Source organism: Klugiella xanthotipulae (assembly GCF_006716695.1).
Taxonomy (GTDB): domain Bacteria; phylum Actinomycetota; class Actinomycetes; order Actinomycetales; family Microbacteriaceae; genus Klugiella; species Klugiella xanthotipulae.
Genome location: NZ_VFPN01000002.1, coordinates 476,004 through 489,888 on the forward strand (window position 1 = coordinate 476,004; position 13,885 = coordinate 489,888).

The following is a 13,885-nucleotide window of genomic DNA, read 5'->3' on the forward strand; positions in this document are numbered from 1 at the left end:
CGCGGACGGGGCAGCCCCGGCAGCGCGTCCCTATCAGGCTTTAACGTAGGGTTTTCCGGCGGCGGCCGGTCCGCGCACCTGACCCACCAGCCCCGCAACCGCGATGATCGTGACGATGTAGGGCAGCATGAGCATGAACTCACTGGGGATCGGGGAGCCGATAATACCCAGCACGTTTTGTAGGTTGGTCGCAAACCCGAAAAGCAGCGCGGCGAGCGTAGCCCTGATGGGGTCCCAGCGGCCGAAGATCACGGCGGCGAGGGCAATAAAACCGAGGCCAGCCGTCATCTCTTTCTGGAAGGAACCCACCGAGCCGAGAGTGAAGAACGCACCACCGAGCCCGGCGACCGCCCCCGCCAGGCTCACATTCCAGAACCGGGTGCGATTGACCGCGATGCCAACGGTGTCGGCGGCCGTGGGATGCTCCCCCACGGCGCGAACGCGCAGACCCCACTTGGTGTGGAACAGCCCGTAGTACACGAGCGCCACCGCCACGTACATGATGTAGATAATCACGGTCTGGTTGAACAAAACCGGCCCGATCACGGGGATGTCGCTCAGAAAAGGGATCGGCAGCTTATCGAAGCGCGGGGGCGAATTGAGCAGTTGTTTATCCTCAGACAGCACCTGGGAGAAGAAAAAGCTCGTGAGGCCCAGCACCAGCACGTTGAGCACCACCCCCACGATCACCTGGTCTACCAGGTACTTGATCGAGAAGGCGGCGAGCACAAAGGAGACAAGCATTCCGGCAATCATTGCCGCGCCAAGCCCCAGGAAGGGGTTCCGCGTCACGCTCGCAACAACCGCTGAGGTAAAGGCACCCGCGAGCAGCTGCCCCTCAATCGCGATATTGACCACGCCGACGCGCTCCGAGATCACGCCGCCGAGGGCACCGTAAATAATGGGCGCGCTCAGGGCAACGGTTCCGGTGAGTAAACCCGTAACCGGCAGCGTGGCATCCACGAAAGCCCACACCAGCAGACCCACCATGAACAGCACACCAAAGATCACGATGACGTACAGCGGCGTGCGCTGGGCGCGCGTCACCCGATAGGCGCTGAACCCCGCGAGGCCGATCAGTAACACCGAAATCACGATTCCGGAGGCCATCACGGGGAGCTCCAGCGCGGGGAGCTGCACCGCCTCGCCCGAGCTGGAGAGCCGGAAAACACTAATTCCCTGTCTACCCGAGAGGAGGAAGAGCAGCAGAGAGGCCAGCGAGAAGACCCCGAGAATGATGGGCACTTTCCACCCGGGGCGGAGGACGGTTTCCGTGGACATTACGCGACCTCTTGCTTCGTCTGAGCGACCGTAGCGGCCTGAGCAGCAGAAAGAGACTGCGCGAGGGCCAGCGTTCGTGCGGGGTTGGGCAGGCGGAAAATGGCCCGAATCAGGGGCGGAGCCGCAATGAAGAGCACAATCATCGACTGCACCACGAGAACAATATCGATGGGGATACCCTCGGCGGCCTGCATCGAGAATCCGCCCGCTTTAAAGGCACCGAAGAGGATGCCAGCCCCAAAGATCCCCCAGGGTTTTGACCGGCCCAGCAACGCCACCGTGATGGCGTCGAACCCGATGCCCGCGTCAATCCCGTCGCTGAAGCCCGTCTTCACGGTGCCAAGCACCTGCGAGACGCCCGCGAGGCCTACGAGCCCACCCGAGATGAGCATGGCGTACACGTACATCATCTTGACGTTGATACCGGCGACCCGGGCCGCGCTGGGATTCTCGCCCACCGCGCGGAACTGAAAGCCGAGACTTGATCGGCTCAGCAGCCACCAGACCAGAGCGGTTGCGGCGATGGTCAACACAAAACCCCAGTGCAGCGAGTACTTGGCCCCGAACATCGCCGGAAAGATGGCCGTATCCGACATCGGGGGCGTCTTGGGGTTATTGGAGCCGGGGGCCTGGAGCAGGCCGGGGGTGCGCAGCATCCACTGGATCAGGTAGAAGGCCACATAGTTGAGCATGATTGTGACGATGACCTCGTGCGCGCCCGTGCGCGCTTTGAGCACACCCACGATACCGGCCCACACCGCGCCACCCACAACTCCGGCCAGGACGGCGAGTGGCAGGTGGATGTACATGGGCAGGTCGAACGTGAAACTCACCCACCCCGCGGCGGCGGCGGCAATCAGCATCTGACCGCGGCCACCGATGTTGAACATCCCCACCCGGAAGGTGAGCCCGACACCCAGACCGGCCACAATCAGCGGCGTGGCAAACATGAGGGTGTCGGTGAGTGGCTTGATACCGTCGGCAAAGCTGTCTCGGCGGAAGTTGTAGACCGACCCCTGGAAGAGTGCGGTGTAGGCCCCCGCGACGGAATCCCAGATGGCCTGGACGGTGTCGAGCGGGCGCGAGAAGAAGTATCCCGCGGCCTGCTGCACGCTCTCATCGGTGGCCGCGATCAGCGCACCGCCGACCACAATTGCAAGCACCACGGCAAGCACCGAGATCATGGCGTTCCCACTCACAACCTCGCGAACCGCCAGGCGGATCCGCAGATCGCGGGCCTCACCATTTTCGGGCACCTCTGCCCGCCACTCGGAGCGGCCCAGGCCCGCCATGATCAACCAGGCCAGGGGACACACCCCGAAGAGCACGGTCCAGTAGGGGTTCCGGTCGAGCCGGACACCGATCACGTACGCTGCCACGATCGCGGCGACGTAGGCCACGATGTTCACAATCGGGATAACCGCCACAACAGCCCACCAACCGCTCAACCCGGCGAGGCGGAAAAATGTCCAGAGGTTGTAGAGGGGAATCCAGGCGGATGAGACGGGCAGATCCGCCTTCTCATACAGCCGACTCAGCAGAAAGGAATGGGCCGCATAGAGCACCACGGCGAGGACGATCCAGAGAGCAATCACGCGGCACTCACCCCCGCGGGCTTTTCGCCGGCCATCATCAGACCCAGCACCTCGCGCGGGGTATCCCCCGGAACAATGCCCACAATCCCACCCTTATACATCACAGCGATGCGGTCAGCGAGCGCCGACACCTCATCGAGCTCGGTCGATACAACGATCACGGGGATGCCCGCATCGCGAGTCTCCACAATGCGCCGATGCACAAACTCAATTGATCCCACGTCAAGACCTCGCGTGGGCTGCGCCACGACCAGCAGCCGCAGGTCTTTACTCATCTCGCGGGCGAGCACCACCTTCTGCTGGTTTCCCCCGGAGAGTCGCCCCACGTGGGTGCCGATCCCCTGGGCGCGGATGTCGTACTCGCGCAGCTTCTCCTCCGCAAAGGCGCGCAGGTAGCCGAGTTGGAGGGTTCCCCTCCGCACGAATGGAGCCTGGTCGGCGCGGTCAAGCATGAGGTTTTCCGCCACCGTAAACTCGGCAACAAGACCGTCTTCGGTGCGGTCCTCGGGCACAAATCCCACGCCGCTCGTGAGCACATGCCTCACCGAGCGCCCGGTGAGCTCCCGGTTGTCGAGCATAATCGAACCCAGCACATGCTTCTGGAGACCCATGATGGCCTCCGTCAGCTCGGTCTGCCCGTTGCCCTGCACCCCGGCAATGGCCAGAACCTCCCCCGCGTGTACCGCGTAGGACACGTTATCAACCACGCGGTGCCCGGTCGCGTCCAGCACCGTGAGCCCCGTGCACACGAGCGCGGCCTCCCCGGGCGTCGCCTCGTCCTTGTGTACCGTGAGCAGCACGGCCCGGCCCACCATCATCGAGGCGAGCTGTTCATTACTGTCGGTGGGGGATGCCACCCCTACGACGGCCCCCAGACGAATCACGGTGATCCGGTCGGCCACCGCTCGCACCTCACGCAGCTTGTGGGTGATAAAGACAATCGCGGTGCCCTCGTCGCGCAGCTGACGCATGACGGCCATGAGTTCATCGGTCTCCTGCGGGGTGAGCACGGCGGTGGGCTCATCGAATACAAGGACCTTGGCATTCTGCGAGAGGGCCTTGATGATTTCCACGCGCTGTTGCACACCAACGGGTAGCTCGCCCACAATCGCATCGGGGTCAACCTCGAACCCGAAACGCTGGGAGATGGTACGGACGGTTTCGCGCGCAGCCTCAAGGTTGAGCGTCCCGCCCCACTTTGTAGACTCGTGTCCCAGGGCAACGTTCTCGGCCACCGTGAAGACGGGGATAAGCATAAAATGCTGGTGCACCATGCCAATACCGGCCGCCATGGCGTCGCCGGGGCCGGCGAAGTTGTGAACCACCCCATCCAGCAGAATCTCGCCCTCCTCCGCCTGATACAGGCCATAGAGCACGTTCATAAGGGTTGACTTTCCGGCACCATTCTCCCCTAAGAGGGCGTGAATCTCACCGGGGTTGACCACCAGGTCGATGTGGTTGTTTGCAATGAGCGAGCCAAAGCGTTTTGTGATGCCGCGTAGTTCGAGCTTCATAGTGTCAATCTATCCGGTCCGTTCCAGCAGGGGAACGGTAGATGGGTGTGGTGGATGCGCGGGTATCAGCGCTGACGGCGGTGGGGAGAGCCAGCAATGCTGGCTCTCCCCACACCATTCTTCGCACAGACGACCCGACGAGGTCGGGCCGTCGGAACCTACTGCTTCGGCGACGACACCGAGGTCGCCGTGATGGACCCGTCGATCAGCCCCGCCTTAACATCGTCAAGCTCTGCCTGTAGGGTCTTGCTAACTTTGTCCTCCCAGTTGTGGAAGGGGGCGATACCCACACCATCGTTCTCGAGTGTTCCCACGTAGGGATCGGTTGAGAAGTTGCCCTTCTCCGCGGAGAGAACAGTCTCCTCCACACCCTTCGATAGGCCCTTGAGAACGCTCGTGAGGTACATGTCTTTGTAGGTGGGGTCACTCACGAAGAGGTCGGCGTCCACGCCGATCAGCGCGATGTCTTTCTTCGAGTCGATGATGGCCTCGGCGGCGCTCTGGTAGATCGGCCCACCGACGGGCATAATCACATCGACGTCCTGGTCCAGGAGACCCTGGGCGAGCGACTTGGCCTTCTCGTTGGCCTCAAAGCCACCCGTGAAGCTACCCTCCTGCGTGGTGTAGTCCCAGCCGAGAACCTTCACCTCGGCACCCTTTTCGGTGTTGTAGTAGTTCACACCCTGCTGGAATCCGTCCATGAAGATCGTCACCGACGGGATCGACATGCCGCCGAAGGTGCCCACAATACCGGTTTTGGTGGTGTCAGCAGCCGCATAGCCGGCTAGGAAGGCCGCACCCACGGTGTCAAAGATAATGGGCTTGATATTGTCGGCGTCGGTCGTGCCGTCGAAGTTGTTGTCGGCCAGATCGTCCACAATCGCATAGTGCACCTCGGGGTTGGCGGTGGCCGACTCAACCGTTGCGGCGGACAGGTTGTAGCCCACGCTCGTAATCAGGTCACAATCCGCATCGACCAGGCTGGTCAGGTTACTCGGGAAGTCGGTCTCCACACTGGACTCAGCCTCTTTCGTCTCCACGCCAAGCTCTTTCGCCGCAGCCTTCATCCCTTCGAAGCTGAGCTGGTTGAACGAACGGTCATCGAAGCCGCCAGCGTCCGACACCATGCAGGGCAAGAAATCGGATGCGGCCGATTTCGTGCTGTCATCGGTCGGCGCCGACCCACAACCCGCGAGCAGGGTGACCACACCGAGCGAAGCGAAACCGCCGAGCGCGGCCTTGCGTGACGTGATTTTCACAATATCCTCCAAGTGCTGGCCCACGCGTGCAGGCCTCGTATTGCCACAACGTTACACATTATTACGAGGGAAGACACAACCACCCGCACGCTGCAACACAACGGTTATAACCCAATCACTGAACTCCTAGACCATACACACCGGCAGAAAATCGCCGCCACCCCGATCATGCTAGAGGGCACTGGGCGATTCGACGAGAACCGCGCCCGAGATAATGTCCTGTCTCAACTGATCGATCTCGGCCCCCAGTTCCTCGCTCACGGCGACGGCCTGATCGTGGTAAGGCGCGATATCAACACCCTGGTTTTTGAGAGTGCCGATAAACGCATCGCTCGTGAACTGACCCGCGAGATCATCCGACACAATGTCCTGGATCGCGGTGCCGGTGTTTTTGAGCACGCTCGTCAACACAATCGAGCGGTACTCACTCGGGAGAGTCTCGAAGCCGTCGTTATCCACCCAGATAATCATCACGTTGCCGTTGTCGAGAGCGGCGGCGGCGGCACCCTCGCCCACCTGGGCGGCAACCGGTAGGATCACATCGGCACCCTGGTCAATGAATCCCTGCGCGAGGGTCTTGCCCTTACTGACATCTTCGTAGTCGCCCGTGAACGAGCCCTGCTGGGTCTCGGCATTCCACCCCAGGGCCCGCACATCGGTACCGTGCGCGGCGTTGTAAGCGGCAACCCCGCCCACAAAGCCGTCCATGAACAGCGTAACGGGAGGCTGTGCGTCGCCGCCAAAGGTGGCGACGATTCCGGTTTTGGACACCCCTGCGGCTAGGTACCCGGCCAGGTAGGAGGCCTCAGCCGTCTGAAAGACGAGGGGCTTCACGTTCGGGGCGTCAACCACCTCGTCCACGATCACAAAGTGGGTATCGGGGTTGGCCGCAGCCTCGGTCGCGGTGGCCTCCGCGAGCTCCCAGCCCACCGTGACGACCATCTGACAGCCCGACTCCACGGCCTGCTGCACGTTGGGCGAGAGGTCGGTCTCGTTTGTAGAGACAAGCGCGGTGGCCTCGATGCCGAGCGTTTTCTCGGCCTGTTGGAGGCCCTCCCACGTGGACTGGTTGAAGGAACGATCATCAAGGCCGCCCGAGTTGGTGACCATACGAGCGCAATAGTCCGTCGTAGCCTCGGGCGTCTCGACAGGCTGGGGAGCCTGCTGGCAGGCAGCGAGACCGATCAGGACTCCTGCGAGGCCAAGGCCGAGGGCGATGCGGGGCAGTTTGTTCATGGCGCGAAACTCCTCAGTTGTGCCGTGCGGTCGGTGCCGTGTCCTCCCACCACCCGCTCACCCGACTAGAGTACGGTGCTTTCGCCGGATCTCTTCACCAGGTCAACAACAGACTTTACCTTCTGAGCGTTTTCTTTGGTTGTGATGAGGAGCACATCGGGGGTATCCACGACCACAATATTTTCGAGACCAATCAGTGAGATCAGACGATCCGACTGGGCCACCACGATGCCGTTGGACGCATCCGACAAAATGCGGGCATCGTGGCCAAGCACCGCCAGGTCCGACGGTCGGCCACGGGTCAGCAACTTGGCCACACTCGCGAAGTCGCCCACGTCATCCCACTCGAAGTGGGCGGCGACACAGGCCATCGCACCGCGCTCTGCCGCCGGCTCGGCCACCGTATAGTCAATGGCCACCTTGGGCAGACTGTCCCAGATCCGGTCAACCGCGGCATCTCGTTGCGGAGTATCCCAGACCTCGGCCAGGGCACGCAGGTTGGCCACAAGCTCGGGCTCGCTCTGCGCCATCTGGTCAAGCAGCACATCGGCGCGCGAGATGAACATCCCCGCGTTCCAGAGGTATTCACCGCTCGCAAGATATTGCTGCGCGGTCTCAGCATCAGGCTTTTCCACAAACGAACGCACCTCGTAGCTATCCCGACCACCCAGCGAATCAATGGGTTCCCCGGTGTGGATGTATCCAAAGCCCACGGAGGCCTCGGTGGGCGCGATCCCGATTGTCACGATGCGCCCGGCATCCGCAAGCGCCACCGCCTCGGCGACCGCACGGCGAAAGAGCAACTGGCCACGGATCACATGGTCGGCCGCAAACGAGCCAACGATCACACCGGGCTCACGCTTTTCCAAAATGGCGGCGGCCAGGCCAATCGCGGCGGAGGAATCCTTAGGCTGCGCCTCCAGCACGGTATTACTCTCGCCCAGGTGGGGCAGTTGCTCACAGACCGCCCGGCGGTGAGTGCGGCCTGTCACCACCATCACGCGGTCGGGGCCCGCCAGTGCAGTGACCCGATCCCAGGTGTCGCACAGCAACGATTGGCCGGAGCCCGTGAGGTCAAGCAGAAATTTGGGGGCATCAGCACGGGAGAGCGGCCACAGGCGGGAGCCAACGCCACCGGCCGGAATGATGCTGTAAAACCGGTCAAACTCCTGAGATGTATTCATGCGCGACAGTCTACCCAGGCCGATCCTGACGATTCTCCGCACCCTCCCCCTTGCTCTCTCACCCCAGAACCACACGGGTCACAACACGATCACAATAATGATGGACCCTGAGTTACTTAGGCGTCCCTAACCAGCGAACCCGGATATTGATGACTAAGCTAGGTGGGCGCCGTAACGCGCATCCACTGAGGCGCGGAAATTTACGCCGCGACCATACAGCCAAGGAGGGTTGTTCGTGTCAGCACCGACAGGAACCCTAGCCGAGGGGCATCGGCCCGCACAAAAGAAAAAGAAGTCGGCTGTTGCTGGCACTCTCTATCGCGGAAATGAAGGAATGTGGTCCTGGGTACTGCACCGAATCACCGGCGTAGCCATTTTCTTCTTCCTACTCGTACACATTCTGGATACGGCGCTCATCCGCGTCACCCCAGAGGCGTATAACGCCGTGATCGGTACGTATCAGAACCCCATCATGGGAATCGGCGAGGTGGGGCTGGTCGGCGCGATTGTCTTCCACGCGTTCAACGGCCTCCGCATTATCCTGGTGGACTACTGGAGCAAGGGCACCGCATATCAGAAGTACCTCTTCTACGTGGTTATCGGGCTCTGGGTCGTCACCATGCTGGCGTTTGCCCCCCGTCACCTCATCAACGTTTTTAGTCACTAAGGAGGCGCATCATGACCACAATTCAGGCACCACGCACCCCCGCAGTGACCCGCCGACGAGGCGTTAACTGGGAAAAATGGGGCTGGATCTATATGCGAGCATCCGGAGTGCTGCTCGTCGTTCTCATCTTCGGCCACCTATTCGTCAACCTCTGGGTGGGCGATGGCATCAAGGCCATTGACTTCGCTTTCGTCGGCGGAAAGCTCTCCGACCCCTTCTGGAAGGTGTGGGACACGCTACTGCTGTGGCTCGCTCTCATCCACGGGGCCAACGGTATGCGCACCCTCGTCAACGACTACGCCACCAAGCGACTCACCAACGGGATTCTCAAGTGGGCACTGCTGCTCGCGACCGTAATCCTGATCGTGCTCGGCACCCTGGTGATCTACACGTTTGATCCCTGCCCCGCGGGCGCTGACCCCTCATTGGTCGCCAGCTTCTGCCCCGTCGCTAACTAAAACTTTCAGAACACCGGAGAACATTTTCGTGAATAGCACTCCTCAGAGCGAGACCGACGAGGTAAAAATCGTCGATGGAATCCACTACCACCAATTTGATGTCGTCATCGTCGGAGCCGGTGGTGCCGGAATGCGTGCCGCCATTGAAGCTGGCCCCCAGGCGAAGACCGCCGTCATCACCAAGCTTTACCCCACCCGTTCGCACACGGGTGCCGCCCAGGGCGGTATGGCCGCCGCGCTGGCCAACGTAGAAGACGACAACTGGGAATGGCACACCTTCGACACCGTCAAGGGTGGCGACTACCTGGTTGACCAGGATGCCGCCGAGATCCTGGCCAAGGAGGCCATCGACGCGGTCATCGACCTGGAAAACATGGGCCTGCCCTTCAACCGCACGCCCGAGGGCAAGATTGACCAGCGGCGCTTCGGCGGCCACACGCGCGACCACGGTAAGGCTCCGGTGCGCCGTGCCTGTTACGCCGCCGACCGCACCGGTCACATGATCCTCCAGACGCTGTTCCAGAACTGCGTCAAGCTGGGCATCAACTTCTTCAACGAGTACTACGTACTTGACCTGGCAATGACCGAGGTGGACGGCGTGAAGCAGCCCTCCGGGGTCGTCGCCTACGAGTTGGCCACCGGAACGCTGCACGTGTTCCAGGCCAAGTCGATCATCTTCGCCACGGGCGGCTTTGGCAAAATCTTTAAAACCACCTCCAACGCACACACACTCACGGGCGATGGCGTCGGCATTATCTGGCGTAAGGGACTCCCCCTGGAAGACATGGAGTTCTACCAGTTCCACCCCACCGGCCTGGCCGGGCTCGGCATTCTCCTCACCGAGGGTGCACGCGGCGAGGGTGCCATCCTCCGTAACGCCAGCGGCGAACGGTTTATGGAACGCTACGCCCCCACCATTAAAGACCTCGCCCCCCGCGATATCGTGGCCCGCTGCATGGTGCAGGAGGTGCTGGATGGCCGCGGTGCCGGCCCCAACAAGGACTACGTCTACCTCGATTGCACCCACCTGGGTGCCGAGGTACTCGAAACCAAACTGCCAGACATCACGGAGTTTGCCCGCACCTACCTGGGCGTTGACCCGGTGGTCGAGCCTGTCCCCGTGTTTCCCACGGCACACTACGCGATGGGGGGCATCCCCACGAACGTCCAGGCCGAGGTACTGCGCGACAACGACACGGTTGTTCCCGGTCTGTACGCGGCGGGCGAGTGCGCCTGCGTATCGGTGCACGGCTCAAACCGTCTCGGCACCAACTCGCTGCTCGACATCAACGTGTTTGGCAAGCGCGCCGGTAACGCTGCCGCCGCCTACGCGAAAACGGCAGATTTCGTCCCGCTACCCGCAGACCCCACCAAGGAGGTCCGCGAACTGGTTGATATGCTGCGCAACAGCACAGGCACCGAGCGTCTCTCCACCATCCGCAAAGAATTGCAGGAGGAGATGGACCGCGGGGCCCAGGTATTCCGCACTGACGAGTCACTCGGTAACGTGCTGAAGACCATCCACGACCTGCGCGTGCGCTACACGAACATCGCAATCCAAGATAAGGGCCAGCGCTACAACACCGACCTACTGGAAGCAATTGAGCTGGGCTTCCTGCTCGACTTGGCCGAGGTGCTCGTGTTTGCCGCGCGCAACCGCAAAGAAAGTCGAGGCGGACATATGCGCGACGATTACCCCGACCGCGACGACGAGAAGTACATGAAGCACACGATGGCCTACCTCTCGGGCGACCCGCACTCGCCGGACCCCGAGGATCACATCACGCTCGATTGGAAACCCGTTGTTGTGACTAACTACCAGCCGATGGAGAGGAAGTACTAGGCATGAGTACCCCTACTGTTGAGGCGTCCGTACCGGCCGCTGCCGAGGAACACCGGTCCTTCACCGTCACGCTCATCATCCGCCGGTTTGATCCAGAGGTTGATGACGAGCCGCGCTGGCAAGACTTTGACGTCCAGATGTATCCAACTGATCGCATCCTGGACGCCCTGCACCAGATCAAGTGGGACCAGGACGGCTCGCTCACTTTCCGTCGTTCCTGTGCGCACGGTATCTGCGGATCGGATGCCATGCGCATTAACGGCCGCAACCGCCTCGCCTGCAAGACGCTGATCAAGGACCTCGACATCTCGAAGCCCATCTACGTGGAAGCAATCAAGGGTCTCCCGCTCGAGAAGGATCTGATCGTGGATATGGAGCCCTTCTTCGCCTCCTACCGCGATGTTCAGCCCTTCCTGATCGCTAATTCACAGCCGGGTGCTGGCAAGGAGCGCGTGCAAACCATCGCCGACCGCGAACGGTTTGACGACACGACCAAGTGCATCCTGTGCGCCGCGTGCACCTCAAGCTGCCCCGTGTTCTGGACGGACGGCCAGTACTTTGGCCCCGCCGCAATCGTGAACGCGCACCGCTTCATCTTCGACTCGCGCGACGAGGCGTCGAGCGTGCGTCTCGACATCCTGAATGATAAGGAGGGTGTGTGGCGCTGCCGCACCACCTTCAACTGCTCCGAAGCCTGCCCCCGCGGCATCCAGGTGACCAAGGCCATCGCCGAGGTCAAGCAGGCCATCGTGCGCGGCAAGGTCTAACCCAGGCCCACGGCGGCCCCGACGCGTTTCTCCCAGAAACCGCGTCGGGGCCGCCTCACATTAACGTCCACCCACACTCACAAAACTGTTCCACGAAAACGGCCCGTACTAGGGTGGGGACGTGGGGATACAGCGGACGTTCAAGCAGGTGCAGGGCCGGGTGGAGCGGCTGATCGAGTGGGTGAAGACCTTCCGAGTGGTGCGCGTCTTCCTGCACTTCGGTAAGCGGGGCGGCAATCTACTCTCGGCGGGGATGTCATTCCAGGCCGTGTTTGCACTTTTCGCCGCACTCTACGTGGGTTTTGCCACGCTGGGCCTCGCCATCGCTGGCAACACCGAACTCCAGCACGCCATCGTGGAGCAACTCAACACGCTCGTCCCCGGCCTCATCGGCGAGCAGGGGGCCACCAGCCTCGACAGCCTGATTCAGGCAGAAATCCTGGGCTGGACGGGTGCACTAGCGGCCGTGAGCCTCATATCGGTCGCGGTGGGCTGGCTCGCCACGGCCCGAGAGGCGATCCGTCGGATGATGGCCGTACCGGTTGTCCCGAGCAACGCCTTCCTGCTCAAGCTGCGTGACTTCGGGCTGGCCGCCGTGCTCGCCGTGGGGATCGTGATCTCCGCGGTCCTGATGATTCTCAGCAGCTCGCTGCTGACCACCGTACTCACGTGCGTGGGCGTCGCCGAGGATTCCTGGTTCTTCGGCACGCTCACCCGGGTGGTGGCGCTCCTCGTGATGTTTGTGTTCGACGCCATCCTGCTCATGTCCATCTATCGGGTGCTGTCAGGGGTGCGGGTCAACCGAGGCATCCTGATCCGGGTCTCAGTCGTGGGCGGGGCCGCTCTCGCCGTCATCCAGCTACTCGGCTCACAGCTCGCATCGGGGGCGGGAAATAATCCGCTGCTGGCGTCGTTTGCCACCCTCATCGGGATCCTGGTCTGGTTTAACCTGATTTGCCGTATCCTGCTGCTGGGGGCAGCCTGGATCTCGGTTGAATCGGAAGACCGGTTTGGCTTTGCACCCGGCCACACCCCCGACATGGGCGACCCCGGCGCGACCGAGATAACCACAACGACCGAGGCAACCACAACGTCCGGGGTACCGCCGCGGGCGACACGACGCGGGCGACGGCGGGGCCGAATCGAGCCGCCCGCGATGTAGCGCAGCCTGACTAAGATTGGTCTATGCCTCAGTCTGCACTTCGTATCGCTTCGATCAACACCAACGGCATCCGCGCCGCCTTCCGCAAGGGGATGGGTGACTGGCTGGAATCGCGAGATGTGGATATTGTCACCATTCAAGAGGTCCGCGCGACCACGGCAGACATTGAGGCGCTTGTGGGAGACGGCTGGCACGTATTGCACGACCCGTGCGAGATCAAGGGCCGCGCCGGGGTGGCCATCCTCAGCCGCCAGCCCGCACTCGCCCACCGCACCGAACTGGGTGACGACACCGTTGACAGCTCCGGCCGCTGGTTGGAAGCCGACTTTGAGATCAACGGGAAGACCGTCACGATTGTGAGCACCTACGTGCACTCGGGCGAGGTGGACACCCCCAAACAGGATGCCAAGTGGCTGTTCTTGGACGCCATGACCCAACGACTCCCCGAGCTCGCAGCCGAGCGCGAGTACGCCCTCGTCACGGGCGATCTCAACGTGGGGCACCGCGAACTCGACATCAAAAACTGGCGCGGCAACCGCAAACGCTCCGGCTTCCTGCCGCGCGAGCGCGCCTACTTCGACCGTTTCTTTGGCCCGCTGGGCGAGGATGTGGTGGGGGTGGACGACACGGTGGGCCCCGGCCTGGGCTGGATTGACGTGGGTCGCCAGCACGCCGGCGAGGTGGACGGACCGTTCACCTGGTGGTCCTGGCGCGGCCAGGCTTTCACCAACGACACGGGGTGGCGCATCGACTACCACGTGGCCACACCCGCTCTCGCGGCAACCGTCGCCGACTACGCGGTTGACCGGGCCGACAGCTACGACGCGCGGTGGAGCGACCACACCCCCGTGGTCGTTGACTACGCGATCTAGCTCGTATATCCACAGATATTTACCACCACTCTGGCCAGAAAGACTCG

General features: G+C 62.2%; 12 protein-coding genes. 6 read left to right on the forward strand and 6 right to left on the reverse strand.

Going from position 1 to position 13,885, the window contains the following annotated elements; all coding sequences use genetic code 11:
* Positions 1-33: 33 nt before the first annotated feature.
* From FB466_RS08265 to FB466_RS08290, 6 genes are all read right to left on the reverse strand, one after another.
* A complete protein-coding gene (locus FB466_RS08265) occupies positions 34-1,281 on the reverse strand; it encodes an ABC transporter permease (RefSeq protein WP_141917528.1) in 1,248 nt (415 codons plus the stop codon).
* Positions 1,281-2,876 (reverse strand): ABC transporter permease subunit, encoded by a 1,596-nt coding sequence (locus FB466_RS08270; protein ID WP_425460902.1) that lies wholly within the window; start codon positions 2,874-2,876, stop codon positions 1,281-1,283. Before FB466_RS08270 ends, FB466_RS08265 begins: the two co-directional genes overlap by 1 nt.
* Positions 2,873-4,390, reverse strand: coding sequence for an ABC transporter ATP-binding protein (locus FB466_RS08275; RefSeq protein ID WP_141917529.1), 1,518 nt, complete (start codon positions 4,388-4,390; stop codon positions 2,873-2,875). The genes FB466_RS08270 and FB466_RS08275 overlap by 4 nt, the downstream gene beginning before the upstream one ends.
* A gap of 158 nt (positions 4,391-4,548) precedes the next feature.
* A complete protein-coding gene (locus FB466_RS08280) occupies positions 4,549-5,649 on the reverse strand; it encodes a BMP family lipoprotein (RefSeq protein ID WP_141917531.1) in 1,101 nt (366 codons plus the stop codon).
* Positions 5,650-5,820: 171 nt separating this feature from the next.
* On the reverse strand, positions 5,821-6,885 hold the full coding sequence (locus FB466_RS08285; RefSeq protein ID WP_141917533.1) for a BMP family lipoprotein: 1,065 nt from the start codon (positions 6,883-6,885) through the stop codon (positions 5,821-5,823).
* Between the two features lie 65 nt (positions 6,886-6,950).
* Positions 6,951-8,069: a mannose-1-phosphate guanylyltransferase gene (locus FB466_RS08290; RefSeq protein ID WP_141917534.1), complete on the reverse strand. Its 1,119-nt coding sequence runs from the start codon at positions 8,067-8,069 to the stop codon at positions 6,951-6,953.
* Between the two features lie 235 nt (positions 8,070-8,304).
* On the opposite strand from FB466_RS08290, the gene sdhC reads away from it, so the two are divergent.
* From sdhC to FB466_RS08320, 6 genes are all read left to right on the forward strand, one after another.
* Positions 8,305-8,736 carry a succinate dehydrogenase, cytochrome b556 subunit gene (sdhC, locus tag FB466_RS08295; RefSeq protein WP_170206077.1) on the forward strand — a complete coding sequence of 144 codons (432 nt, stop codon included), beginning with the start codon at positions 8,305-8,307 and terminating at the stop codon, positions 8,734-8,736.
* 11 nt (positions 8,737-8,747) lie between these two features.
* Complete coding sequence (locus FB466_RS08300; RefSeq protein WP_141917536.1) at positions 8,748-9,194, forward strand: succinate dehydrogenase hydrophobic membrane anchor subunit; 447 nt, start codon at positions 8,748-8,750, stop codon at positions 9,192-9,194.
* A 28-nt stretch (positions 9,195-9,222) separates the two neighbouring features.
* Positions 9,223-11,037 carry a succinate dehydrogenase flavoprotein subunit gene (sdhA, locus tag FB466_RS08305; RefSeq protein ID WP_141917538.1) on the forward strand — a complete coding sequence of 605 codons (1,815 nt, stop codon included), beginning with the start codon at positions 9,223-9,225 and terminating at the stop codon, positions 11,035-11,037.
* Between the two features lie 2 nt (positions 11,038-11,039).
* On the forward strand, positions 11,040-11,804 hold the full coding sequence (locus tag FB466_RS08310) for a succinate dehydrogenase iron-sulfur subunit (RefSeq protein WP_141917539.1): 765 nt from the start codon (positions 11,040-11,042) through the stop codon (positions 11,802-11,804).
* Positions 11,805-11,925: 121 nt separating this feature from the next.
* Positions 11,926-12,966, forward strand: coding sequence for a YihY/virulence factor BrkB family protein (locus tag FB466_RS08315; protein ID WP_141917541.1), 1,041 nt, complete (start codon positions 11,926-11,928; stop codon positions 12,964-12,966).
* Positions 12,967-12,989: 23 nt separating this feature from the next.
* On the forward strand, positions 12,990-13,838 hold the full coding sequence (locus FB466_RS08320; RefSeq protein WP_141917543.1) for an exodeoxyribonuclease III: 849 nt from the start codon (positions 12,990-12,992) through the stop codon (positions 13,836-13,838).
* Positions 13,839-13,885 lie beyond the last annotated feature (47 nt).

Bases quoted from the DNA above. Each gene is read 5' to 3' on its own strand.
- FB466_RS08265 (WP_141917528.1), bottom strand. From the start codon at position 1,281: ATGTCCACGGAAACCGTCCTCCGCCCCGGGTGGAAAGTGCCCATCATT.
- FB466_RS08275 (WP_141917529.1), bottom strand. From the start codon at position 4,390: ATGAAGCTCGAACTACGCGGCATCACAAAACGCTTTGGCTCGCTCATT.
- FB466_RS08285 (WP_141917533.1), bottom strand. From the start codon at position 6,885: ATGAACAAACTGCCCCGCATCGCCCTCGGCCTTGGCCTCGCAGGAGTC.
- FB466_RS08290 (WP_141917534.1), bottom strand. From the start codon at position 8,069: ATGAATACATCTCAGGAGTTTGACCGGTTTTACAGCATCATTCCGGCC.
- FB466_RS08300 (WP_141917536.1), top strand. From the start codon at position 8,748: ATGACCACAATTCAGGCACCACGCACCCCCGCAGTGACCCGCCGACGA.
- FB466_RS08310 (WP_141917539.1), top strand. From the start codon at position 11,040: ATGAGTACCCCTACTGTTGAGGCGTCCGTACCGGCCGCTGCCGAGGAA.
- FB466_RS08320 (WP_141917543.1), top strand. From the start codon at position 12,990: ATGCCTCAGTCTGCACTTCGTATCGCTTCGATCAACACCAACGGCATC.